This window comes from Streptomyces alkaliterrae (assembly GCF_007097205.2).
Classification (GTDB): Bacteria; Actinomycetota; Actinomycetes; order Streptomycetales; family Streptomycetaceae; genus Streptomyces; species Streptomyces alkaliterrae.
In genome coordinates, this window is the sequence record NZ_VJYK02000055.1 from 1 (window position 1) to 22,969 (window position 22,969).

Here is a 22,969-nt window from a genome sequence, read left to right on the forward strand (position 1 = left end):
CCTTGCCGATGCCCGCCCGTCTTCGGTTCGGCGGCCACCAGCTCGATCCGCAGGGAGACCCGCACCCCGGAGTCGAGCCCGGCCGACACCTCCTCGGCCCAGCCGCGCAGCTGGGGCACGTACTGCGGTTCGGCGGCGGCGAAGGCCGCCCGGCCGGTCGCCGCCTGGGCGGCGGGCGTACGCGGCAGCGTGTCGGCGACGGCGTCCAGGAACGCCCTTACCAGGCCCTCCGGTTCGGGCAGCCGCACGGCCGCGCCACCCGTGCCGGCCAGCGGTGTGGCGTACGCCTCGGGCGGTGCCGCGGCGACGAGTTCCCGTACCCGGCGGACGTCGTCCAGGTCCAGCGGGCCGACCCGCCAGGCGTCGTAGCCGTCGGGCGTCACGCCGGGCAGCAGCCGCTCCCGCGCCGCCAGGTGCAGGGCGATCGCCGCGGCCCCGCCCCAGAAGGCGGCGGCCGGATCGGCCCCCGCTCCCGGACCGGCCGCGCGCGCCAGCACGGGCAGCGCGTCGGCGACCGGCAGCCGGACCGCCGGGACCGTACGGATCACGGGCGTCCCGTCCTCGACGACGACGACGTCCACCTCGTCCCGCGCCGGGGGGCCGCCGTGCGCGTTCCAGAACACCACCGTGCCGGTGCGGGGCGGGTCGGCCGCCTCGAAGAGCACCGCGCACCGCGTGAGGTCCTCCACCTCCGCACCCGTCTTCCCTGCCATGTCCCCTGGCTTCCTCTCGGTCCGGCGTGGCCGGTCTCAGCGGCTGAGCCGCCTTCAGCGTCGCACGGACCGGGGAAGGAAGATCGGAAGAACCGTCACCGGCCGCGCCGCGCCCGCCGACGACAACGACCTGCCCCGCCGCCCGTGTTCCGCCGCCCTACGGACGGTCCGGGACAGCGGCGCGAGGAGGCGAACGCCAGTGCGAACGCGCGGCTCGAGTGGCCGGTCGTGCGCTGTCCGGAGGCGGCTCGACGCGGCCCGGTGCGGCCCGGGGCGGCAACGCACATGTTGGGTATCATCGGGCGCCAGTATGGTTTTGACGTCTTCCAGAAGGACGAGGTAGCGCCGTGAAGAAGTTTCTCCTGGTCGCGCTGGCCGCCATCGGTGGGCTCCTCGTGTACCGCCAGATCCAGGCGGACCGGGCCGAGCAGGACCTGTGGACCGAGGCCACCGACTCGGTGCCCGCGGGCCCGGGTGCGTGAGCCGCGACACCCCAGCGTTCCGTGTGAAGCCCCGGCCGGGGTCCGAATCGGCCGGGGCTTCGCCATGTCCGCGGTGAGTCGCGCGCCACGACGGGTCGGGGGCCCTCAGGCCTGGTGAGCCTCGTAGTGCCGCACCGCGTCCGACGTCTTGCCGGCGCCGTAGACCTTGAGGAACTCGGCCAGTTCGGGGTGGTCCTCGGCCAGCAGCTGCGAGGCGGCGAGTACACCCTGTGCGTCGGAGATGGCCCGCAGCAGCGACTGGATCTCGCGCACCGCGCGCTTCACGGTCGTCTGCTGGCCGGACGCCGTCGGCTGACCGTTGGCGCTGAGCACGCTCTGGCCCGCCGACCGCCGGATCTCGTCCATGCGCTTGGTGGCGTCCGCGGCGCTGAGGTGACCGCCGGCCACCTCGGAGGCCAGCTCCTGGAGCGCCTGCACGCGCTGCACCACGGCCGGGTTCCCGATCTTGGCCCGCTGGCCGCTCATCAGCTGGGAGAGCATCGGCGCCGACAGCCCCAACACGGCCGCCAGTCGCGCCTGGTTCAGCCCCAGGTCGTCGATCAGCCGCCGGAAGAGGGTGCCGAGCGGTTCCCCGTACCAGGCGCTTTGCAGCTCCCTCGCCTTGGCCGTGGCGTCCTGCTGTGCTGCATCCATGCTGTCTCCCCTGAATCTCCCCTGTTCGCTTCGCGACAGCGAACTTGCCGCGCATCCTACGGAGCGTTGATCTCCGGGGCGAGACCCGGTCGGAAATCAGCGGGCGGACCAGGTACCCTGGTGGGGCTACGGGGCCTTAGCTCAGTTGGTAGAGCGCTGTCTTTGCATGGCAGATGTCAGGAGTTCGACTCTCCTAGGCTCCACTTTTGGGAAGCCCCCTTGACCTGCGGAAACGTGGTTCAGGGGGGCTTTTGGTGCTGACATGTCAGCACTGACGGCAGTGGGAGGCCGGACCTTCTAGGCCTCGGGCGGGTCCTGTCGCCGACATGGCGCCTTGTGGGGTTCGTGATCCCTTGGGCCCTCGCGGCGAACCGTCCGGGGCAGCGAGCTACTGCCGGGGCGCCTCGGCGGTTTCGGAGCCCTGGCTACGGACGGGCGCGGGCCGGCGCCGTCCGGGGGTGGAGGGAAGCGTTGTAGCGCTGGACTTCGCCGGCGGTGCGGTCGCAGCCGATCAGGACCGGCTGCGGGCCCAGGTGCTGGAGTTCGGCCGTGTGGCGGTGGGTGGTGCCGGACCGGGGGTCGTGGGCCGTGAGGCGGTAGTGGGTGTCGGTGGTCGGGCGAAGGCTCAGGTGGTGCGCGGGCCAGTCCCATCCGTAGGTACGGAAAAGCTCACGTTCGAGGACCTGCTCGCCGGGGTGGGGCAGGCAGGCCCAGCCTCGGTAGAGGTCCATCAGATCGGCGGGGCTGCCGGTGCGGTTGACCAGCTGGTCCATGCGGTCCGGGGTGAGGTTGCCCCAGACGCGGCCTTCCGGGAAGTCGACCAGGGTGGGGGCGAAGCGGTGGCCGCCGAAGCTGCTGATGCGCCACACCCGTACCTTCCCCGTGCTGCCGTGGGCCCGGCGAAGCTGCTGGAAGAACGGGTAGCCGAGCGTGCCGCAGCACGCGTCGACCGAAGCATGGGTGCAGACGACCAGGTCACGGTGCGGGGTCGGGTCGCGGAACCGGGCGAAGGGAGTGAGGGCGGCTGGGTCGTCGGTGAAGAGACCGCTGATCAGGGCCGGGGCCCGGTCGGTGGGGAGGTGGTGTTCCGTACGGGTCAGGGGAGCGGCCGGGCCTGGGGCGCGGTCGAAGCGGATGATCCGGATCAGGCCGGGGGTGGAGTACTCCGGGTCGGGTGCGGCGGCGAACGTCTTCATGGTCAGGCCGCGTTCCTCGGTGCGGCGGGTGGCGGTGCGCAGTGCGGCACGCAGAGGGGCGGGGACCCGGTCGGTCTCCCACACCGGGGTGCCCATCCCCGGTGGCCAGGGCAGGGGGAGTTCGAGCATGAGGAACCGGTCGAAGGGGCGGGCGGTGCCGATCGGGTCCTCCGCGGCGGTGCGGGCGACGAGGGAGCAGGACAGCCGGGCCGGGATCGTACGTGCCGGTTCCGGGCGGTCCGGTACGCGGCCGGCCATTGCGTCGAGCAGGTTTCGGCGGGCCCGGTCCGCCTCGGAGTCGAGCTCTTCGACGGTGCCGAGCCTGGTGACGCTCTCCACGGCGCTCGGCCCGGTGAAGCCGTGTGCGCGCAGGGTCCGGTAGAGCTCGGTGAAGTCCACGATGCCGTCGCCGGGGGTGATCGCGGGCGGCATGCCTCCGGTGGTGGTAGCCCGGTACCGGCCACGGACCGGGTGGTCACGGACGCCGACCGCAGCGATGTACGGGGCGAGTTCGGCCAGTCCCCGAGCGGGCGGCTCACCGCCGTAGTGCACCAGATTTCCCGCGTCCCAGCAGGCTCGGAAGGCGTCGTGGCCGACGCGTTCGACGACGGACAAGGTGTCGGCAGCGGTACGGGTCAGCCCGCCGTGCGGCTTGACGGCGATGGTCACCCCATGGGCGGCGGCGTACGGGGCGGCGGCTGCCATGAGCCGTAGATAGCGGTCGCCGTGGGTGAGTTCGGGGCACCCCATGTCGACCAGGGTCGGCACCTCCAGCCGGGCGCAGTGGTCGATCTGGCGGCGCAGCGCGCCCAGCGCCTGGTCGTCGTCGCGGTCCAGGTCGGCGGCGTGGCTGAGGACCAGCAGCCGCAGCCCGTGGTTGCGGATGAGCGCGCCGATCTCCTCGGCCCCTGCGGCCGGGGTGTCGGGGGTGATCACCTCGGTGACCCCGTGCACCGGGAGGGCGACCGCGTTGAAACCGGCCGTACGGATGCCGTGCAGCGCACGCTGAAGCGGGAACTGAGCCCAGGGGCGCACAGTGCAGGCGATGGCGGGCAGGGGTGTCATGGACGGCACCTCTCCGGCCGGTGGGCGGTGGTCATGAGGGCAGCTCCTGGTCGTAACGGGTGACGATCACTCGGCGGGGCGCGCCACCGGGGTCCTCGTTGAGGACGAGGGTGTGTGCGCGGACGCCGTAGAGGGCTCCGACTGCACTGTCGGTGAGCAGTTCATCGGCCGGGCCGATCCGGACGTCGGTGCCGCCGAACATGAGCATCGCTGTGTCGGCGATCTCCATCGCGTGGTCGGGATGATGGGTGGTCAGCACAATGGCGAGGCCCTCGTCGGCAAGGCCGCGCAGCAGATCCAGCACCCGCCCCTGGTTGCGCAGATCCAGCGCGGACGCGGGCTCGTCGAGGACGAGTACCGGGCCCTGGGCGGCGATCGCGCGGGCGATCAGCACCAGTTGGCGCTCTCCCCCGCTCAGCGTCGGGTAGTCGCGGTCGGCCAGGTGACCGATGCCGACTCGCCCCAGGGCGCCATAGGCGAGCTCGTGGTCCCGGCGGCCGGGGGTGGCCAGCGCACGCAGGTGGCGTACGCGGCCCATGAGCACCATGTCCAGGGCGGTGTAGGCGAAGGTGGTGTGGTGACTCTGCGGGACGAAGCCGACCGCGCCGTCGGCCCGTACCCGTCCTTCGGTGGGGGTGGTGAGGCCGGCGACACAGCGCAGCAGGGTGGTCTTGCCGCGGCCGTTCGGGCCGAGGACGGTGAGGACCTCGCCGGGGGCGAGCTTGTGGGAGACATCGCGGAAGAGCCAGCGTCCGGGGTCCTGCCCGGGGTCGTGGGAGAAGCCGAGCCCGTCGAACTCAAGCATCGGACCACATCCGGCGGCGGCTGCGGTGCAGCAGCAAGAGGAACACCGGCGCTCCGACGAGCGCGGTGAGCACACCCAGCGGGATCTCGGCCACCCCCAGGTTGCGGGTCACGGTGTCGATGACGGTGAGGTACGCCGCACCCAGGCCGAGGCTCACCGGGATGAGCACTCGGTGGTCGGGGCCGACCCACAGCCGGGCCAGGTGAGGCACCACGAGTCCCACCCAGCCGATGACGCCGCTCACCGCGACCGCTCCGGCGACGACCGCGGCCACTGCGGTGAGCAGCAGCCAGCGCAGCCGCCTCGGGCGTAGTCCGAGGGTCATGGCGTCCTCGTCCCCGAGGGAGAGAACGTTGATCCGCCAGCGCAGTGCGTAGATCAGTGCCCCACCGAGCAGGACCGGCACCGCGGCCACGGCGACCTTGCCGTAGGTGGCCGTGGCCAGACTCCCCAGCAGCCAGAACACGATGGACTGGAGCTCGCCGTAGGGGTCGGCGAGGTACGTGAGCAGGGAGACCAGCGCCGAGAAGAACGCTCCGACGACAATGCCGGCGAGCACGATCGTCAGCGGTGGTGCGGGCCCACGCACCCGGCTGGTGGCGAACACCGCCACCAGCGCGAGCAGTCCGAAGCCGAACGAGCCGAGCACCAGCGCGGTCGACCCCAGGCCGAGCACGATCGCGAGCGCTCCGCCGAAGGACGCTCCGGAGGAGACACCGAGGATCTGCGGGCTGACGATCGGGTTGCCGAAGACTGCCTGGAGCGCCGCACCGCAGACCGCGAGCCCCGCGCCGACCAGCATGGCCAGCAGCACCCGAGGGAGCCGCACCTGGAGTACGGCGGCCTCCTCGGTGTCCGACCAGGTCCGCTCGATCGGGAGCACCTGCCCGAGCAGGATCCGTACGACGTCGTCGAAGCCGACCGTGTAGCGGCCGACGCCGAGGGCGATGACGCCGGTGAGCAGCACCGCGACCGGCAGCCCGATCAGCGCGGAACGCTGCCGTCGGCGCCCGAAGGCCGGTGCGGCGGCGGGTTCGGGGCCGTGGTCGCGCGCCCCTGTCCGCTCAGCGGCCGAAGTCGTCATAGTCCCGGGAGCCGGAGTTGGCCGGCAGCTTGAGGATGGTGTCCAGCTGGGCGTCGGTGGGCTTGGCGCCGTAGAGGAAGGCGTACTCACGGACGACCTCGGCCCGCAGTCCCGGGCCCCCGGTGCCGTGGACCAGACCGGCGAGCCACTGCCACATCAGCGGGGACTCCTGGCTGGGCGGATCCCATCGGTATCCGCCCAGCGGCACCTTGTAGATACGGCGCTCACGCACCGCCCGCAGGGCTGCCAGTGTCGGGTCGTCATACATGTCCTTCGGTGTGGCCGGACCGAAGTTGCCGAGCAGGATGATGTCGGGGTCCCACTTCAGCAGCTGCTCGACGTCGATGGTGGCCTGTTCGGCCTTGATCTCGGCGGCGGGGTTGCGGCCGCCGACGAGCTCGGTGACGAAGTGGTTGTACGAGTCGCCCCCTCCGACCTGCAGACCGTCGGAGGCTCCCCGCAGATAGAGCACGGACGGCGGGGTGCCCGCTCGGCCGGGAAGCTCCGTGCGCAGCTTCTTCAGCTGTCGGCGCATGCCGTCGGCGATACGGTCGGCCCGGTCCTGCTTGCCGAGCAGCCGGCCGTACATGGCGACGGCGCCCTCCAGGTCCGCCTGCGTGCCGTAGGTGAGCTGAGCGACCTTCAGGCCCGCTTTGCGCAGCGGGTCGACGATGCCCGGGCCCCGGTCGCCCCACTGGATCACCACATCCGGGTTCCGTGCGAGGACGCTCTCCACGTTGGGCGCGAACTCGGCACCGGCCACATCGGTGGGCACCTTGAGCAGCTCCGGATACGCCTCGCCCAGGAAACTGCCCTTGATCGCGGTGAGTGACGCGGCGTTCATCCCGGCCAGCACCTCCGGTCCCCCGTTCACCGCGACCACCATGGACGCGGCGGGCAGCGGGATCGTCACCACCCGGTGTGCCGGGCCCGGCAGTTCGAGTTTCTGACCGGTCAGATCGGTGACGGTCAGCCCACTGCCGGATTTCGTCTGCTCGGTACGTCCGCAGGCGGTCCCGAGGAAGGGCAGGGTGGCCGCGGCGAGCGCGCCTCCGAGCAACCGGCGACGCGAAACGTCCAGGCTCGGCCGGGGGTCCGGGGGGCCGGAGGGTTGCGTCCTCCGGGAAAACACGGCAGGCATCCGGGTTCCTCTCGCGTCCGGGGCACAGGCCGCCAGGGGCCGGCAGCCGGGACGGCGGCACACGCCGGCTTCGGCCCACTGGGCCCTACCCGCCGCATGCCGAGCACCCGAACGAACCTGCCGCACTTGCCGGTGCCGCAGGCCGCATGCACGCCTCCTGGGGTCCACGCCCCGTGGATGGTGTCCGCGACAGGTCAGTGTCCTGACTCCCGGATCGTCGCTCACCCCGACCTTCCAGCCTTCCGGCCGTGGTCGTGCGTGGGGTCCGCTCCCCGGTCACAGTGGCGGGACCGTGCCGGATTCCCACCGGCTTCCTGGTTCCCGTCGCGATCGTAGACTGCCCACAGTAGCCAACCCGCCCGCACGGGGGGAAGAAGGCCAGGTCGGCGTACCGGCGCAGGGGCAGACAGTCATACCGGGCCCGGGACCAGGGGGTCTGTTCGGGTCACAGCATCGCGGACCGGTTGTCACGGAGGCGATGTTGGTGACGTACAGCTCTGTGTCCATTGGCAAATTCGCGGGGCGGTACGGCATGTCTGTGACCCGGATCGACATCGATGACGACGCCCTGGAACGCGCCGTGGCGGCCGGCGCTGGTTCTACAGTGCTCTGACGTGGCTGGTGAGGTGGCCGTTGTGGAACAGGTGGAAGGTGAGGGCCGGCGGGGCCTGGTGGGTCTTCCAGGAGTCGTCGGGGCCTTGTTCCCACGGGGGCAGCGCGGTGGAGGCGATGCCCGGGGCGCAGACCAGCGGGCGGCCGGCGAAGGACGTCGTGGCGGCGGTGTGGGCGTGGCCGCAGAGGACGGCCGCGACCTGCGGGTGGCGGGCGAGGACGTCGGCCAGGGCCTGGGGTTCGCGGAGGCCGATCCGGTCGAGGTAGGGCAGTCCGAGCGGCACCGGGGGGTGGTGGAGGGCGACGAAGGCCGGCTGGTCCTGGGCGGCGGCCAGGGTGGTGTCGAGCCAGTGCAGGGTTGCGGGTGCCAGTTCGCCCTCCGAGCGGCCGGGGATCGAGGAGTCGCACATGAGCACCCGTACGCCGTCGATCTCGTGGACCTCGTTGACGGGGTCGGTGCCGGTGGGCAGGCCGAGCAGGAACGCCCGGTACTCGGGTCGGGAGTCGTGGTTGCCGGGGCACGTCAGTACGCGGTAGCGGTCCCGTAGCGGTGCCAGCGCGGCACGGGCCTCCCGGTACTCCTCCTCGGTTCCGTGGTCGGCGAGGTCGCCGGTGACGAGGACGGCGTCGACTCGGCCGGGCAGGCCGGCGAGGTGGTCGACGACGCTTCGGACGCGGTCCGCGGCGGCGCTGCCGCCGTCCAGGTGCAGGTCGCTCATGTGGGCCAGTACGGTCACCGCTCGACCCTTTCGGTGGTCGGTGTCGGGGTGGCGGCCCTGCTGGTCTGCCTGTCGTGGCGCCAGCGGGCCCAGGTGCCCAGGCACATCGCCGCGCACAGCCCGGCGATGCCGAGGAAGACGTGCTGGGACTGGTCGAGCCTCGGGTCGAGGAACTGCGTCAGGTAGGTGATCAGCAGGTTCGTGCCGAACAGCATCGAGACCGTGATCGGCTCGGTCCGCACGATGCCCTGCTGGAGCAGGTAGAGCGAGATGATGACGCCGACGAGGCTGATCGCGAGGAGCGCGCCCACGTTGGCGGGCGAGTAGGTGCCGAAGCTGTCGCGTACGACGAGGAGGACGAGGGTGGCGGCGACGAGGACGACAAAGCGGGAGGCCATCATCTGCGGGACCGTCATCCCCGCGTCGCCCAGTCGCCTTGTGTAGAAGGTGATGCCGGAGAGCGAGAGGGAGGTGAGGAAGCACATCACCAGACCGAAGACGAGGTCTCCGGTCGGGACGTCGCCGAGGGCCGACGCCCCGTCGTGGGCCATGACCAGCAGGTAGGTCATGGCGCCCAACATGGCTGCCGCGGCGGCAAGTTCGAGCGGCAGGGGCTTTGTCCCCGGGCGGAGCTTGAAGCCGAGCACGATGGTGAGGGTGGGTCCGAGCCCGATGATCATCGAGTTGGCCACGGCCGGTTCGAGCACCGTGAACGCGTACAGCACCGCGATCCAGCAGACCGCGGTGGAGATGTTCAGCATGATCACGTCGGGCAGGCAGCGCCTGACCGCCGTCCGGAGCGCCTGCTTGTCGCGCAGGGTCAGGAAGTAGAAGGCCTGGGCGACGGCAAAGGCGTTGAACGCGATGAACTCGGGCGACAGGCCCTGCACCAGCGCGCCCTCCAGGACCGACTTCGTCGAGTTGATGACGCAGTAGCCGAGCACCAGGAGCGGGCCGGCCGCCAGGGCGAAGCGGCGGCCGGGCGAACGGGACGGCACGGGCGGACTAGACGACATGGTAGAAACCCTCGCCGTCGAGGTGCCGGGCCGTCATGTAGTCGTGGGTGACCACGCCTTCGACCTCGTGGACGAGGTGGACGAGCATCGGATAGGTGAGGTCGTTGACGGTCCGCGACAGCTCCTCGCCAGGCCGGACCTTCAGCAGGACGTCGTGGAAGCTCTCCAGGGCCCGCAGCTCGTCGAGCTTGGGGTAGTCCAGCAGCTTGCCGCTCTCGGGCGCGATCATGTTGACGCAGACCGCGTGGCGTGTGAGGGGGTAGTCGGTGCGCCGGCGCGCCTCGAAGGCATCCGGGTCCGTGTAGGCGAGCACGGTCCACTCCAGTTGGCTCTCGCCGAGAGCGGCCCGGGTGAGGAGCGGCAGCATGGCGCCGCACACGCGGGCGCCGGTCTCGACCAGGCGGGGGCCGTCCGGGGTGAGCTTCAGCTCTGTGTGCGCGGGCCCGTTGCGGATGCCCAGGGCGTCGAGCACGGAGAAGGCGTACTCGGCCAGCAGGTCCTGCTCGGGGCCGCGGGACGCCATGAGCGACGAGCCGCCGAGCAGGTCCCTGACGCCGTTGACGCCGAGGTGCTGCGTCTTCCACAGGTCGCACACCCGGTGCCGGCCGTCGAGGCTGACGGTGTTGACGTAGTACTCGGCGCCGACCAGGTACTCCTGGGCGAGCACCGCGTCGTTGCGGACGCCGAGCGCGCTGTCCGCGCCGACGAGGTCGCCGAAGGCGGTCCTGACCTCGGCGGCGGTGGAGCAGAAGGAGACACCGTCGTTGAGGGCGCTGCGCACCGGCTTGAGGACGACCGTCCGGTCGGTGTCGCCGTACCAGTCCAGCAGGGTGTCGAGGTCGCCGGCGAGGATCTGGTCGACGGCCGGCACGCCGGCGGACCGCACGGTCTCCATCATCCGGTACTTGTCGCGCCGGGCGGCGCTCAGCGCGGTCCCGTTGCTCCGCACCCCGAGCGCCTCGCTGAGGACGTCGGCGAGTTCGACGCCTATCTCGGCGCCCGCCAGCAGTGCGACCGGGGCGTACGGTCTGATCGCCGCCAGGGTCTCGGCCACGTCGCCGCGGTGGGTGACCGTGTCCACGAAGTCCTCGGGGCGGAAGGAGGACGCGAAGACCGGCGGTGGTTCGGCGACGCTCCGCACGTGGAGGCAGTCGTGGCCGGCGGCGTGGAAGAGCGGCGCGAGATGGCTCGCCGTGGAGTAGGCGTCGACGATCGCGACGACGGGGCGACCGCTCCTGGCGGTGTTCATGAGCACGTCCTTTGTGAGGGGGCCTTCGTGAGGGGGCCGTTGTGAGGGTCCGTTGTGAGGGTCCGTTGCGAGGGGGCCTTGGTCAGGCGGAGTTGGTGAGTCGGCTTTCGGGTCGGGGCGCCGGCGGGCTGTCCCGTGAGGCGGCGCCGTCGGTCGGGCCGTCCGGCGGGAAGGCGCCGCGGGAGACCGCCCGCTCCAGCCACCACCCGGCGATCTGCGAGGTGACGATCGCGGTGAGCACCAGCGTGGTGAACATCGGTGCGTTGACGATGCCGGCGTCGAAGGAGACGGTGGCGAGCACGATTCCGGGTCCGCCGCGCGCGTTGAGCGCGACGGCGAGGTCCAGCGACTCGGCCTTCGGCTGCCGTGCCAGTCGTGCCCCGGCGTACACGCTGGTCGCCTTGGCGAGGCAGGCGACCAGGATGAACCCCGCGGTGAGCCAGAGGTCGAAGGAGCGGAACAGGTCGAGCTTCAGACCGACGACCGCGAAGTACACCGGGATGAAGAACCCGGACGCGAAGGCCCGCAGTTGCACGAGCGGTTCGCCGGGCCCGGCCCGGCGGGCGCTCCCGGCGACTCCGGAGAGCAGGCCCACCACAAACGCGCCGAACATGGGCGCCACGCCAAGGAAGACGCAGCTCGCCGCCACGGCGAGGATGACCGCCATGCGGACGGCCACCGTTACCGGCGTCCGAGCCGCGCCGTCGGGGGAGGCCGCCCCCCGCAGTCTCCGCAGGGCGGCGGCGGCGAGGACCACGAGGGCGAAGAAGGCCACCGACGCCACCGAGTGGTACAGGGCCGAGCCGTTCGCGGATGTCACGCCGAGGGACTGCGACAGACCGAACGCGCCCGGGTGGGAGCCCGCCACCATGCCGAGGGCGACGGAGAGGATCACGTTGAGCACGATGTCCTCGAGGACCGCGACCGACAGGACCACGCGGGCGAAGCGGGTCCTGATGATGCCCAGGTCCAGCATGATCCGGGAGATCACCGGGATGCTGGTGACGGCGATGGCGCAGGCGACGACCAGGGTCAGCGCCGTGACGTCCTGGGCGGGCCCGATCACCCGGTCGGTGTCGACCAGCCGCACGGCGAGCAGCCCCAGGGCGAAGGGCACGACCATGCCCGCGAGCGCGATGACCAGTACCGGTCTTCCGTCCGCCCGGGAGAAGACGGTGCGCATCTCCATCCCGGCGACGAACATCAGCAGCAGCATGCCGAGCAGGTGGACCAGCGCCAGCGCGGACGCCGCCGGGCCGTCGTCGGGGAAGAGCCACTCCTGCGCGTCGGGCAGCAGCCGGCCCAGCACCGTGGGCCCGAGCAGCAGGCCTCCGAGGATCTCGCCGATCACCGGGGGCTGCCGGTAGCGGGCGAAGAGCCGGCCGACCAGGTGGGCCGCGGTCAGCAGCAGGGCGAGCGCGGCAAGGACCCGGAACAGGTCAACCTGCGACATGCCGGTCCAGGCTGAGGCGGGAGGCGACGGCGGAGGAGGAGCCGGTGTACTTGCCGTCGTACTCCACCGCGTCACCCTGCATGGACCAGAAGGCCAGCTTGCCGATCATCATGCCCGGGTACACCCGCACCGGGTGGGCGACCTTCATCTCCAGCGTCCACGGGAAGACGGCGCCGCTGTGTCCGAGCGGGGCGGAGAACTGGATCCAGATGCCGAGTGTGGAGGCCGACCGGCAGGCGTAGAGGGTGGCGGCGTAGTGCGGGCTGCCCATCGCCTCCATGGTGCCGCCGAGGTAGAAGCGCCCGGGTTCGAGGACCATGCCCTCGGGGCCTATCTTCACGTGGGTGGCGTGGGGCGGTTCGAAGCAGTCGATGACGTCCTGCTCGTACCAGAGGATGTCGTCGGCGAGGCGGAAGCCGTAGCTGTTCGGTTCGAGGCGTTCCGGGTCGAAGTCGTCGATGTGTATGCGCCCCGCCCGCACCTCGGCGAGGATCTCGGGCCCGCTCAGAATCACAGCCAACTCCCCAGCAGTTCGTGGACGGCGGACCGGTAGGTGTGCAGGTCCGAACCGTTGTCGAGCACGGCGTCCGGTGTGATCAGGTCGATCTCCCGGGTGGAGCGGTCGGCGCGGGACGGGTCACCGCGTCCGGCCAGCCGGGTCTGGCGCAGTTCCTCGTCGCAGGTGACGCGCAGTATCCGGAAGCCGTGGGCGCGCAGCGCCGGGGCGTCCACGTGCGGGTCGCGCAGGTCGTCGTTGACGACCAGGTCCGCGTCGACGGCGGCGAGGCGGGCGGTGAAGTCGTCGGCCAGGGACTCGGGCCGGATCCGGCGCATCGCGTCGGCGAGCGCCTCCATCAGGACCTGGTCCTGCGCCCCCGCGGCGAGCGATCCGCCGGCCCGGCGGTACACCTCGGCCTGCAGGTCGTACAGCGGGGTGGCGAGCTTGACCCGGGCGTGGGCCAGGCCCTTGTCGCGGGCGAACTCCTCGATGAGCGTCGCACAGGTCGACTTGCCGGCGCCGGCCAGGCCGATCACCGCGATTCGCAGGGGGCGGGGGGCTTCGGGCGTGGTCATCCGTTCTCCTGCGCGGTTGTCGGTGCGGTTGTCGGTGCGGTTGTCGGTGCGGTTGTCTGCGCGGGGGCGTCGGACCGGCCGAGGACCGCGTCCGGGTCGACGTCGAGCGTGCCGCGCAGCCTGACCATGGCGACGGAGTCGAGCGCGGTGCGCAGCCCGGCCAGGGAGCGGTAGAAGTCCGTGTAGTCCGGGACGAGGTAGGACTGCCAGGTGAAGAAGGTGGTGTCCACCTGCCTGTCCACGATCTTGTTCAGATGCGCCCAGCGCTCGTTGCCGTCCGTGAGGTGCCGGACGGACAGCGGCTCGCCGGGCACGACCTCGGGCAGCAGCAGCGCGGTGAGCCGCCGGGGCTCGGCGCTGAACTCCGAGCCGAGCCAGGACTCGAAGACGTCGGGGTCGATGAGGATCTTGTGGCCGGGGTCGTGGTCGTCGACGCGGTCGTCGACGCCTTCGCGGACCATCGACTCGAGCCGCGGATCGGCCCGGATCGTCCCCACGCCCACGTACGGGTAGTCGCGCCACGGGTGGACGACGACGGCGCCTGACTCGACCGTGCAGAACAGCTTGTCGCCGGTGAAGTACCGCCAGCCGGGGCGGCGCAGGACGGACAGCAGGGTGGTGGTCTTGCCGGCTCCCTTGGGCCCGGCGATGATCACTGCCTCGCCGTCCCGGTGCGCGCCCGAGGCGTGCAGCACGACGGTGCCGGTGTTCTCCTCGTTGCGGATCACCAGGTCGCGGACGAAGTCGAGGACCTGGACGGTGGAGCGCTCGGTGACGCGCAGCGCGAAGGTGTTGTCCTTCGCCGTGTCGACCGGGGTGTCCAGCAGCGTTGCGCGGTTCACGTAGAGCCGCCGTCCGCCGCCCTCGACCACGTGCGCGTCGAAGTTGAACTCCGCCGCGTTGCTGCGCCGTACGACGGACGTGGGCGTCCGCCACACGTGCGGGGCGACGTCCCTCTCCGGCTCGTAGTGCCGTACGTCGATCCGGAAGGTCGGCTCGCGGGGCGCGTCCGTGGAGATCAGGTGCCGGAAGAAGCGCCGCACCGGGGCGAAAGCGGCCTCGGCCTCGGCGGCCACGTCGAACCGCACGGTGGTGTGCAGGAAGTTCAGGTACAGACTCATGTCGGGTTCTTCTCCGTCGCGCGGTGTTCCGCGGCGCGGGCCGACACCGCTCGTGTCAGCGCGTCCGCGTGGGCCTGGAAGGACTGGGTCCAGATCGGTTCGAGGAGCGGCGCCAGTCCGTCGACGCCGAGCTCGTACGCGAGGGTGAGGCGTACGAGGGTGCCGTCGTGGGCGGCGCTCACGGCCCACTCCCCGGAGAGCCGTTCCAGGTCCCCCGTGGTCTGCTCGAAGCGCAGCCGCAGGCCGGGGCCGGCCGCCTCGCGTTGGGTCCAGGTCACCTCGCTGCCGTTGAGCAGGACCTTCCACTCGTTCAGCCGGAACGTCCGGTCCTGCTCGGACAGCGCTCGTACGGAGACCACGTGTGCGGCCGGGGAGGCGATCCCGGCGCTGTCCTTGACCAGTGGCCACACCGTCTCCGGGGTCATCCCCCCGACCAGTGTCTCGGCCCGGATCTCGGGCATGTCCCACCTCGTTCTTCCTGTTTCAGGCGGCTTTCATGAAGGGGGCGAGGAAGCCGATGTCGAGCCCTGCCGCGCGGGCGAGGTCGGCCCACACGCGCAGGGTCAGCAGCATGTCCCGCTGCCCCTCGGCGACGAGCCGGTCGGGCAGTTCCCCGGGGAAGGCGTCGAGGAGCCGTTCCCAGAGCAGGTGGATCTCGTCGACGGCGCAGCTCTCGCCGCCGAACTCCTCGTCCAGCCCGAAGACATCGGCGAGTTCGGGGCCGGTGGCGTCCACGACCTCCCGCATCCCGTACTCCAGGCAGACCGCCAGGCAGTGCGCGTCGTCCACGGGTACGCGGCCCGCCAGGCGCTGGTCGATGTCGAGGAGCTGTTCGAGCAGGCGGAGCTTCGCGGCCTGCTGCATCTGCGGCTGTTCCGTGCCGCCTTCGAGGTCCTCGATGTACGCCCGCCCCTCGGCGAGCATCAGCCAGGCCGCCTGGGTCCAGGCCTCCACCGACGCCGGGCCGGTCATGACGTGGCCGGCGCGCACGGAGGGGAAGGCGGTGAGCTCGGCTGCGGTCCGCGTGGCGCGGGCCGGTCGGCCCTCGGTCATGTCCGACTCCTTGTCCGGGTAGCTGGTCATCGGGCCGTCCCGTCCGGGTAACCGATCCGCAGGCGGGCCACGCCCGCGCGCAGTGCGCGCAGCAGGGTGGCCGCCGACCGGGCGTCGAGACCGGCCAGTTCGTCGAGGCCCACGGGGGCGCCGGCGAGCGGGAGGCCGTCCTCGGCGCCGACGCCGGGCAGCACCACCGCGGAGCCGGCGTTCAGCAGCAGCGAGGCGTCCGGCAGGAACGGCTTGGCCACCACGCCGGGTCCTTCGGCCTCGACCGCGACGGTCACGGCCGAGGCGGTGCCGGTGGCCCGTACGGCGTCGAGGGTGAGGGCGGCGAACGCGCCGGCCAGCGGCTCGGTGGCGGCGGAGGGCCGCAGGGTGGCGCCGACGCCCTTGCGCAGCCGTTCCAGGTCCGTGGCGACCGCTTCGAGCCGGTTGTCGTGCCAGCCGCCCTGCGCCGTCATCCGGGCCCACCGCAGCGCGTACCACTTGCGGGTGGTGTACACGTCGCCGTGGTGCGACAGCAGCGCGTCCATGAGGTGCAGCAGCACGTTGTAGGCGTAGCCCACCCGGCCCCTGGTCTCCCCCGCGCTCTCCGCGAGCAGGCAGTGGACGGCCTGTTCCACGGCGAGTTGGAGGGAGGCGCGGCTCCACACCCGGCCGAGCGGCGGCAGCCAGTCGACGAAGGGCGCGGAACCGTCCAGGGTGAGGCCGTTGACGATGCGCTCGGTCTGCTTGCGGCGCGGCTCGCGTTCCTTGTCCCACCGCCGGAAGCCGGCCACGGTCTCCTCGACGGGGAGGCCGGCAAGCCGGTGCAACTCCTCCAGATTGGAGGCGAGTTCGGCGCGGCTGAACGAGACCACCTCGAGGTGGTGGCCGTCCTCGAAGATCTTGGTCGAGATCCGGGGCCCGTCGATCGGGGCCTCCTGGACGCGGATGAAGTCCAGGTCGCTGGTGGGATTGGCGAGGCCGTGCACCGGCGAGCTGGTGAGCAGCAGCAGTCCCTCGCCGACGCGCTCACGCATCAGGTCGGAGAGCCACTTCGCCTCCAGGGACCGGCCCGCCAGGAAGGCGGCCACGTTGCGGTGGCGGCGCTCGACGAGGTCGGCCGCCGACCGGGCGGGTGGGAAACCGGACGGCATTCCATCAACTCTCTTCGGGGGGTTCGGGAACGTCACCGCGGCACCGCCGGGACCGGCGGGGGCGGCGCCCAGCACGTGGCGGACAAGCCGCGCCGGCCACGTGTTGTCGACCAGAGGCGGTACCGGGCCGGCCGGGACGCCGGACCCGAGGGCGGCGTGGACGGCGTGCAGTCTGTCGTCGCCGGTGTGCACGACGTGGGCGCCGGTCTTCGGAGTGCGGCGGACCACCGCACCGTCGCCCGCCGGTCGGGCGGTCGGCTGGTAGTCGTCGGCGAGGACGACAAAGGACACGAAGGGGTCGCCGTCCGGATCGGCGGGCCGGAGGTGGTCCCGGTCCAGGAAGCCGGTCACCACCGGGCGGCCGGTCTCCGGGTCGGTGAGTGTCCGCAGCACGGCGTGGGCCCGGCGCATGGCGGCGCGCGCGCCCTCGGGGTCGCCTGCCAGGCCGGGGCCGACCCACAGGGAGCCGTTGTTCGCCGGGTGGTAGAACACCGCCGACCGTTCGGCGTCGAGGCCGCCGTCGGCCCGCGCGTGGCTGAGGCCGGCGCGCAGCAGGGCGTCGCCGAGGTGGACGAGGTGGGTGCTGCCCACCATGCCGTGGTCCGCGCCGAGGAGCACGGTGTCCTCCGCCCCGGCGCGGTCGAGCACCCGGCCGAGCACCGTGTCGCACCACTGGTAGCAGCGGCGCACCCGGGCCCACACGGCCTCGGAGACATCCGGTCGGTGGGCCGCGCTCCGCTCGTCGCACCAGCCCAGCAGCTCGTGGCCGACGTCGTCCGTCATCGGGAGGTAGACCACCACCAGGTCGGCGTCGTGGGTCTCCAGAACGGCGCCCGTCGCTGCGGCGAAGTGTTCCGCCACGCACTCCACCGACGACAGGAAGACCTCCTCCGCCGTGCCGTCGCCGCCCTCGGCGAGACGCGGGCCGAACACGCCCTCGCGGTACAGCGGGCCGACTCCCTCACCGGCGAACGGCGGGCACTCGGCCAGCCGCCGCAGCGCGGCCCGGTTCCGCCCGGCGGTCCGCGGCCGCCACACACCGGTGTGCACAAGCGTCAGCCGGCCGTCGACGACAAGCCGGGTGACCCAGGTCCCGTGGTCCCCGTCCAGCGCCAGCGGCCGCCACTCGCCGTCCGTTCCGAGGACGAGGTTCCCGGCCGGGGAATCCGCGGCGGTCAGCCGGACCGGGTCGGACGGCCGCGCCGGCGCGGTGACCGCGACGTCGAACCCGCCTATCCGCCAGTCCTGTTCGCCGGGCCGCGGCGCCAGTGCCGCGTGCCGGGTCAGACGTCGGCTGTACGCCTCGACGGCGACGTCGACGTGCGACCCGACCCGGCCCGTCTCGTCGAACACCCACGGTGTGTGGACGAACGCGCTGCTCAGGTCATGGGCCGCAAGCACCTCCCACACCGGCGGCACGGCGGGAAAGCCCGGCGCGAAGCCGCTGACGTGGCTGTCGAGGCCTTCTCCCGCGCCGGGGACGGTGAACCCCGTCACGCCGTGCTCCCGGGGCCAGGTTCCCGTGAACAGGGTGGCCAGCGACGGCGGCGTCTGGCAGTTGGGGTACGCCGGGCGGGCCGCGGTGAGCACACCGTCGCGCCGCATGCGGCTCACGGCGGGCAGCGCTCCCTCGCGCTCCAGCCGGTCCACGACCCAGTGCGCGGCCGCGTCCCACACCACCCAGTAGACGGTCACGGGCCGACCAACTCACGTAGTAGGTCCGGGAGTTCGGTGACAGAGTCGATCTCGTGGCCGGCCTGTCCCGTAAGCCCCTCGGCCCGCTGGTCGGCGTACTTCCCTGTCCGCACCTGGACGGTCCGCATGCCGGCCGACCGGCCGCCGGCGATGTCGGTGGTCGCGTCGTCGCCGACCACGACGCACTCGGCGGGAGCCGCGTCCAGCGAGCGCGCCGCGAGCGCGAAGAAGTCCGTCGCCGGCTTTCCGAGTACCCGGGCGGTGGTCCCGGCGGCGTGCTCGATCGCCCGTACGATCGCGCCGGTGTCCAGGTGGTCGCCGTCGGCGCGCTTGAAGTAGCGGCCGGTCTGCAGCGCGAGGAGTTCCGCGCCGTCCCGTACGGCCCGGAAGGCGCCGTCGAGCGCCGGGTAGTCGAGGGTGTCCCGGCAGTCCCCGACGAGCACGTGGCTGTAGGGCGGCTCGTCCGCCAGTGTCGGCAGCGCGGCGCGCAACTCGCGTGACACGAGCGGGTAGGTGCGTGCCCCTTCGGAGGTGAGCAGCCGTTCGGCGGCGACCACCGGGGTGAACAGCTCCTCCGCCGCTACCGCGAGCCCGTAGTCGGCGAGTTCGACGACGAGGCGGGCGGCCGGCTTGGAGTCCGTGTTGGTCAGGAAGCGCAGCCCGACGCCGAGTTCGCGCAGCGCGGCCACGGCCTCGGCCGCTCCCTCGATCGCGGCACCCTTGGCGTACAGCGTGCCTTCCAGGTCGAGCAGGACGGCCCGCACCGGTACGCCCGTCATCGGCTCACCTCGCGGGCCAGCTCGGGGCGTGCGGCCACGGCGTCCTTGAGGAAGGTCCGCTTCGAGTAGAAGCCGCGGGTGTCGTCGAGACCGCGCTCCCGCAGGAAGGACTCCAGCCAGGAGGCGATCTCCGCCATCTCCTCCAGCACCGCGCCCTCGTCCGGCGGCACCGCGACGCGGCTGCGCAGGTACTCCAGTTCGCACTGGTTGAGCGTGACGTCGCGGGCCTCGACCAGGCTGGAGTGGTCGAAGAAGATCCCGTAGACGTGACCGGTGCGCACCGACTCGAAGTTCACGTCGTAGCGGACGCGGCGGAACGACGGCAGCCGTACGGCGTCGACCCCCAGCTCCTCGCGGACGTACCGCTCGAAGCCGCCGTCGTCCGCCAGGTCGAGGCCGTAGGTGTGGGTCTCCCGGCGGTTGAAGGCGTCCTCCGCGTACCACTTCCGCTTGAGGAGGTGCCTGCCGTCGGTGGTGGGGATGAACGAGGCGTAGCCCCGCTCCTCCTCGGGGCCGGTGACCTCGAAGAGGTGGTTCAGGTAGTCCCAGGCCTGCCACTCGTCCCGGTACTCCATGACGTAGCCCGGCAGCGCGCCGGCAAGCAGCCGGCCGTAGAGCTCGACGGTCAGCGTCCAGGAGTCGACGGGCGGGGCGAGTGTGTACTTGTACTCGAGTTCCTTGCCCTCGAAGCACTTGCGGTAGTAGCGCTGGTGGTTGTTGAGGAAGAGGAAGTTCTCCGCGTGCAGGCGCAGCGCCTCCGCCAACCAGCCCAGATCCGCCACATCCGCGCCGACCAGCGGTTCGGCGGTGGTGCGGATGAAGCAGGCGTCCTCGGCGAGGAACCTGATCTGGCTGTGCACGTGAAGCCGGTCGCCGCTCGCCGTCAGGTAGAAGAGCGGGACCAGCGGCCCCGGGGCCGGGCCGCTCACCGCGGCCACCGCGGAGCTGAGCTCGGCGCCCGGCAGCATCCCGGGGAACAGGTCCTCGCCCCGGGCCGTCGCCGTGTTCCGGCGCGCACCGTCGACCGTCGTGGCGAGCAGTTCGCGCTGCCCGAGCCGGTCCCACCGCACCACCACGGTGTTGCTCGGGAAGGCGTCCTCGACGGGGGCGGCGAGTTCGACGAGCACCACGGGGTCGCCGCCGGACAGCGGAGCCGTGCCGTTGAGCAGGTGCAGGCCGCCGAGCGCCAACCAGGCCCGTCGGTCGTCCGTCGGCGCGGATGTGTCACTCACGTCAGGCTCCCTTGCTGCCGGTCGTCGTGACCGTGCCGTCGCTGATCACTACCTCTGTGCCGCTGATCCCGGCCGCGGTCACCGCCGGTATCCGGGCCTCCCGCAGCAGGATCGCCAGGTGCCCCAGCGCCGATCCCTGGTCGAAGACGAAGCCGGCGACGTGGTCGAGGAGTACGGAGAGCACGGCGTACGGCCGGGCGGCACTCACCACGGGCTTCCGCTCGTACGACGCGACCTGTTCGAGGATCCGGGCGAGGCCGTCGTGCTCGCTGACGTCCCGGGACTTGTCGATGCTCACCGCCGGGCCGATCGAGAGTCTGCGCAGCAGCGCGTCGTCGTCGAGTCTCAGCAGCGGCCCGCGCGCGGTGCCGGGGGAGATGCAGACCTCGCCGTGCGCGACGGTGACGGCGTCGTCCCCTCCCAGCACCGAGTAGTCGACGAAGTACAGGGTGCCGTCGTCGTGCACCCACTCCAGGGTGACGGGCCCGTACTCGGCGTGCATCGCCTCGGTGAAGCGCCCGATCTCGTCGAGGTGCGGACGCAGCACCGCGCCGGAGGCCGGGAAGGACACGTCGGCGCTGTCGTCGGACACGTCCCCGACGATGATCGTCTCGCCGCCGGCGGTCCCCCGGTTGAGCGCCATCAGGCCCTCCTCCGTGTACTCGACCACCAGGCCCCCGCCGTCGACCCGGCGGGAGATCACACCGAGTTGGCCGCGCACGAAGTCCCTGACGATGACGCTGTGCAGGGCCGTCCCGTCGGGGCTCGCGCCGCTGGTCACCGCGAGCCGGTCGAGCACGTCCTCCTTGGGGACCACGATCTGCCGCAGGTTGTCGCCGAAATCCAGCACGCACTCGTCGGAGCCGCCGGCCAGCATCTCCCGCAGGGCGTTCGACGTCCGCTCCCCGTGCAGCCCGCGGCCGTTGAAGCGCAGGACCCAGCCGGCGCCGGTGGCCACACCGTGCCGGTGGGCCAGCCGGTGGGCGGGACCGCGCTTGGCCGTGTAGCCGCCGTAGACGGCCGCCACCGCGCCGAGAGTGAAGGACGAGGGCAGGTCGTCCACGTACAGTCGGTACCCCTCGGCGACGGGCCCGGCGGAGACGGTGGAGACCTCGCGGGCGGCGGTCAGCGGCCTGACCTGCACGAGATGGACCCCGTCGGCGTCGGCCGCCCACTCGACGTCCACGTCGTGGCCCCGGTCCTCGCGCAGCCGGCGCACGAGGTCGACGACCTCCAGGAGAACGGGGTGGTCCCGTGACGCCTCGGGCGCGGGCCCGGCGGCCAGCGCGACCGAGTCGACGCGCCGCGGCACGGCGACACCGGCCACCAACTCGTCGGCAAGGCCCTCGACGTACTCGACGACCACCTTCGCGGCGCCGGTGCCCTCAGGGTCGGTGGTGCCTTCGGGGCCGTCGAGACCGGTGAAGGCCACACCCGCGAGCGTGGGGCGCACCATGCGCTGCACGATGACCGCGAGTCGCGGCGTCGGGCTGAAGTCCCCGGCCCGGATCCGGGCGGCGACCGCCGGGGCCTCGTAGTGGGACCGCCAGCAGCTCTCGACGGCGTCGATCACCGCGTCGGCTCCCCGGACCCCGAGGACCGACTGGTGCACGCCGGCGAGACTGGAGGTGCCGGTGTCCTCGTCCAGCCCCGAGGAGCGGACGGCGAACTCCACCCCGTCGGCGTCCTTGAACAGCTCGGCGAGCCGCGCCGCCAGCAGTACCCGCGCCTGCCGCGGAAGGCGTATCTCGGCGGTGGTCTTCTGGATGCGCGCCACGGAGTCCGCGAAGAACGCGCCCACGGTGGCCCTGAGATCGGTGAAGGCGTCCGCAAGCTCGTTGCGCTGCTCCTCGGTGAGCGCGTCGACGAACTCACCCGCCGGGACGCAGAACGCGGCGGGCACCCGGAAGTCCGCACTCGCCCGCGCGAGCCCGGCGAACTTCGGGCCGACCTCGTCGGCCTCGAAAGTGGCCCCGAGTCCGGGGAACCGCTGCCTGGCGAACTGCTTGTCGAAGTCGACGTGGATGTCGCTGGAGCGAGGCCCGACGGACCCCTGGTACTTGCCGTCGTAGAGCACGATCTCGCCCTGCGGGCGCCACCACATCATCTGGCCGATGTTGATGCCCGGGTACACCCTGACCCGGTTCATGCTGTAGAGCTGCAGCGTCCACTGGCCGGTGTAGCCGATGTCCCCCAGGCTCGCCGAGAGGTTGATGAACAGGCCGAGCCGGGCCACCGACGAGCGGGCCGCGAACGTCGGCGCGTAGTGCTCGCTGCCCAACCGCTCGACGGTGTGGGCGAGATAGAGGCGGCCGGGCTCCAGGACGTAGCCCTCGTCCGGGATCTCGATCTCCTCGACCTCGTTGGTGTGGCGGGCGTCGAGGGGCATCTCCCGGTAGACCCGCAGGGTCCTTCCGAGGCGGAAGTTGTAGCTGTTCGGATTGACCTGTTCCGGCGTGAACGGCTCGATCGTTATCCGCCCGTTCCTGCGTTCACGCTCGATCTCGGTCCCGGTGAGAATCATGTGTCGCCTATTCGCTGATCCCCGGGGCGCACGCCGGCGTGGCGGCGTCATCGGCGTCGTGGTCGAAGCGCGCCTGGCACGTCCGCGGCCTGCCCGGGTTGGTCATGAGGAGCGTCGGAAGCCGAACCCCCGCGACGGCGCTGTCGGGTCGGGGGCGGGT

19 protein-coding genes, 1 tRNA gene, 1 pseudogene and 1 riboswitch are annotated in these 22,969 nt (G+C 72.0%); of the genes and pseudogenes, 2 read left to right on the forward strand and 19 right to left on the reverse strand.

Annotated features, from left to right (window positions below; translation table 11 throughout):
• Positions 1–713: pseudogene (locus FNX44_RS07600) on the reverse strand (ATP-dependent helicase); the annotation flags it as partial.
• A gap of 347 nt (positions 714–1,060) precedes the next feature.
• On the opposite strand from FNX44_RS07600, the gene FNX44_RS28835 reads away from it, so the two are divergent.
• Complete coding sequence (locus FNX44_RS28835; RefSeq protein ID WP_323369114.1) at positions 1,061–1,195, forward strand: DLW-39 family protein; 135 nt, start codon at positions 1,061–1,063, stop codon at positions 1,193–1,195.
• A gap of 105 nt (positions 1,196–1,300) precedes the next feature.
• Here FNX44_RS28835 and FNX44_RS07610 read toward each other — a convergent pair whose 3' ends face one another.
• Positions 1,301–1,849: a helix-turn-helix domain-containing protein gene (locus tag FNX44_RS07610; RefSeq protein WP_143647214.1), complete on the reverse strand. Its 549-nt coding sequence runs from the start codon at positions 1,847–1,849 to the stop codon at positions 1,301–1,303.
• Positions 1,850–1,979: 130 nt separating this feature from the next.
• Between FNX44_RS07610 and FNX44_RS07615 the strand changes: the two genes are divergently transcribed.
• Positions 1,980–2,052, forward strand: a tRNA-Ala gene (locus FNX44_RS07615).
• Positions 2,053–2,274: 222 nt separating this feature from the next.
• On the opposite strand, the gene FNX44_RS07620 is transcribed toward FNX44_RS07615, so the two are convergent.
• From FNX44_RS07620 to FNX44_RS07700, 17 genes are all read right to left on the reverse strand, one after another.
• Positions 2,275–4,110 carry a TIM barrel protein gene (locus FNX44_RS07620; protein WP_143647215.1) on the reverse strand — a complete coding sequence of 612 codons (1,836 nt, stop codon included), beginning with the start codon at positions 4,108–4,110 and terminating at the stop codon, positions 2,275–2,277.
• Positions 4,111–4,141: 31 nt separating this feature from the next.
• Positions 4,142–4,915 carry an ABC transporter ATP-binding protein gene (locus FNX44_RS07625; protein ID WP_143647216.1) on the reverse strand — a complete coding sequence of 258 codons (774 nt, stop codon included), beginning with the start codon at positions 4,913–4,915 and terminating at the stop codon, positions 4,142–4,144.
• Positions 4,908–5,999 (reverse strand): FecCD family ABC transporter permease, encoded by a 1,092-nt coding sequence (locus FNX44_RS07630; RefSeq protein WP_143647217.1) that lies wholly within the window; start codon positions 5,997–5,999, stop codon positions 4,908–4,910. The genes FNX44_RS07625 and FNX44_RS07630 overlap by 8 nt, the downstream gene beginning before the upstream one ends.
• Positions 5,980–7,059 (reverse strand): ABC transporter substrate-binding protein, encoded by a 1,080-nt coding sequence (locus FNX44_RS07635; RefSeq protein ID WP_173019127.1) that lies wholly within the window; start codon positions 7,057–7,059, stop codon positions 5,980–5,982. Before FNX44_RS07635 ends, FNX44_RS07630 begins: the two co-directional genes overlap by 20 nt.
• A 256-nt stretch (positions 7,060–7,315) precedes the next feature.
• A riboswitch (cobalamin riboswitch) is annotated at positions 7,316–7,500 on the reverse strand.
• Between the two features lie 239 nt (positions 7,501–7,739).
• The gene (locus FNX44_RS07640; protein WP_153506994.1) at positions 7,740–8,471 is read right to left on the reverse strand and encodes a phosphodiesterase; all 732 of its coding nucleotides are present in this window, start codon (positions 8,469–8,471) and stop codon (positions 7,740–7,742) included.
• 14 nt (positions 8,472–8,485) lie between these two features.
• Entirely contained in the window at positions 8,486–9,487 is a 1,002-nt protein-coding gene (locus FNX44_RS07645) for a DMT family transporter (protein WP_143647220.1), read from the reverse strand.
• Positions 9,477–10,736, reverse strand: a complete 1,260-nt coding sequence (locus tag FNX44_RS07650) for an ATP-grasp domain-containing protein (protein ID WP_143647221.1) — start codon at positions 10,734–10,736, stop codon at positions 9,477–9,479. Before FNX44_RS07650 ends, FNX44_RS07645 begins: the two co-directional genes overlap by 11 nt.
• Positions 10,737–10,818: 82 nt before the next feature.
• The gene (locus FNX44_RS07655) at positions 10,819–12,189 is read right to left on the reverse strand and encodes a cation:proton antiporter (RefSeq protein WP_143647222.1); all 1,371 of its coding nucleotides are present in this window, start codon (positions 12,187–12,189) and stop codon (positions 10,819–10,821) included.
• Positions 12,176–12,703 (reverse strand): dCTP deaminase, encoded by a 528-nt coding sequence (locus tag FNX44_RS07660; RefSeq protein WP_143647223.1) that lies wholly within the window; start codon positions 12,701–12,703, stop codon positions 12,176–12,178. The genes FNX44_RS07655 and FNX44_RS07660 overlap by 14 nt, the downstream gene beginning before the upstream one ends.
• A complete protein-coding gene (locus tag FNX44_RS07665; protein ID WP_143647224.1) occupies positions 12,700–13,263 on the reverse strand; it encodes a P-loop NTPase family protein in 564 nt (187 codons plus the stop codon). Before FNX44_RS07665 ends, FNX44_RS07660 begins: the two co-directional genes overlap by 4 nt.
• The gene (locus FNX44_RS07670) at positions 13,260–14,384 is read right to left on the reverse strand and encodes a hypothetical protein (protein ID WP_228449728.1); all 1,125 of its coding nucleotides are present in this window, start codon (positions 14,382–14,384) and stop codon (positions 13,260–13,262) included. Before FNX44_RS07670 ends, FNX44_RS07665 begins: the two co-directional genes overlap by 4 nt.
• A complete protein-coding gene (locus FNX44_RS07675) occupies positions 14,381–14,845 on the reverse strand; it encodes a type II toxin-antitoxin system RatA family toxin (RefSeq protein WP_143647225.1) in 465 nt (154 codons plus the stop codon). Before FNX44_RS07675 ends, FNX44_RS07670 begins: the two co-directional genes overlap by 4 nt.
• A 22-nt stretch (positions 14,846–14,867) precedes the next feature.
• Positions 14,868–15,467 carry a DUF6031 family protein gene (locus FNX44_RS07680; RefSeq protein WP_143647226.1) on the reverse strand — a complete coding sequence of 200 codons (600 nt, stop codon included), beginning with the start codon at positions 15,465–15,467 and terminating at the stop codon, positions 14,868–14,870.
• Positions 15,464–18,274 carry a DUF6001 family protein gene (locus FNX44_RS07685; protein WP_143647227.1) on the reverse strand — a complete coding sequence of 937 codons (2,811 nt, stop codon included), beginning with the start codon at positions 18,272–18,274 and terminating at the stop codon, positions 15,464–15,466. Before FNX44_RS07685 ends, FNX44_RS07680 begins: the two co-directional genes overlap by 4 nt.
• Positions 18,271–19,053 carry an HAD-IA family hydrolase gene (locus tag FNX44_RS07690; RefSeq protein WP_143647228.1) on the reverse strand — a complete coding sequence of 261 codons (783 nt, stop codon included), beginning with the start codon at positions 19,051–19,053 and terminating at the stop codon, positions 18,271–18,273. The genes FNX44_RS07685 and FNX44_RS07690 overlap by 4 nt, the downstream gene beginning before the upstream one ends.
• A complete protein-coding gene (locus FNX44_RS07695; RefSeq protein WP_143647229.1) occupies positions 19,050–20,285 on the reverse strand; it encodes a hypothetical protein in 1,236 nt (411 codons plus the stop codon). Before FNX44_RS07695 ends, FNX44_RS07690 begins: the two co-directional genes overlap by 4 nt.
• Before the next feature lies 1 nt (position 20,286).
• A complete protein-coding gene (locus FNX44_RS07700; protein ID WP_143647230.1) occupies positions 20,287–22,809 on the reverse strand; it encodes a dCTP deaminase domain-containing protein in 2,523 nt (840 codons plus the stop codon).
• Positions 22,810–22,969: the final 160 nt, after the last annotated feature.

Bases quoted from the DNA above. Each gene is read 5' to 3' on its own strand.
- FNX44_RS07645 (WP_143647220.1), bottom strand. From the start codon at position 9,487: ATGTCGTCTAGTCCGCCCGTGCCGTCCCGTTCGCCCGGCCGCCGCTTC.
- FNX44_RS07680 (WP_143647226.1), bottom strand. From the start codon at position 15,467: ATGACCAGCTACCCGGACAAGGAGTCGGACATGACCGAGGGCCGACCG.
- FNX44_RS07655 (WP_143647222.1), bottom strand. From the start codon at position 12,189: ATGTCGCAGGTTGACCTGTTCCGGGTCCTTGCCGCGCTCGCCCTGCTG.
- FNX44_RS07690 (WP_143647228.1), bottom strand. From the start codon at position 19,053: ATGACGGGCGTACCGGTGCGGGCCGTCCTGCTCGACCTGGAAGGCACG.
- FNX44_RS07630 (WP_143647217.1), bottom strand. From the start codon at position 5,999: ATGACGACTTCGGCCGCTGAGCGGACAGGGGCGCGCGACCACGGCCCC.
- FNX44_RS07665 (WP_143647224.1), bottom strand. From the start codon at position 13,263: ATGACCACGCCCGAAGCCCCCCGCCCCCTGCGAATCGCGGTGATCGGC.
- FNX44_RS07670 (WP_228449728.1), bottom strand. From the start codon at position 14,384: ATGAGTCTGTACCTGAACTTCCTGCACACCACCGTGCGGTTCGACGTG.
- FNX44_RS07625 (WP_143647216.1), bottom strand. From the start codon at position 4,915: ATGCTTGAGTTCGACGGGCTCGGCTTCTCCCACGACCCCGGGCAGGAC.
- FNX44_RS07640 (WP_153506994.1), bottom strand. From the start codon at position 8,471: ATGAGCGACCTGCACCTGGACGGCGGCAGCGCCGCCGCGGACCGCGTC.
- FNX44_RS07700 (WP_143647230.1), bottom strand. From the start codon at position 22,809: ATGATTCTCACCGGGACCGAGATCGAGCGTGAACGCAGGAACGGGCGG.
- FNX44_RS07650 (WP_143647221.1), bottom strand. From the start codon at position 10,736: ATGAACACCGCCAGGAGCGGTCGCCCCGTCGTCGCGATCGTCGACGCC.
- FNX44_RS07620 (WP_143647215.1), bottom strand. From the start codon at position 4,110: ATGACACCCCTGCCCGCCATCGCCTGCACTGTGCGCCCCTGGGCTCAG.
- FNX44_RS07675 (WP_143647225.1), bottom strand. From the start codon at position 14,845: ATGCCCGAGATCCGGGCCGAGACACTGGTCGGGGGGATGACCCCGGAG.
- FNX44_RS07610 (WP_143647214.1), bottom strand. From the start codon at position 1,849: ATGGATGCAGCACAGCAGGACGCCACGGCCAAGGCGAGGGAGCTGCAA.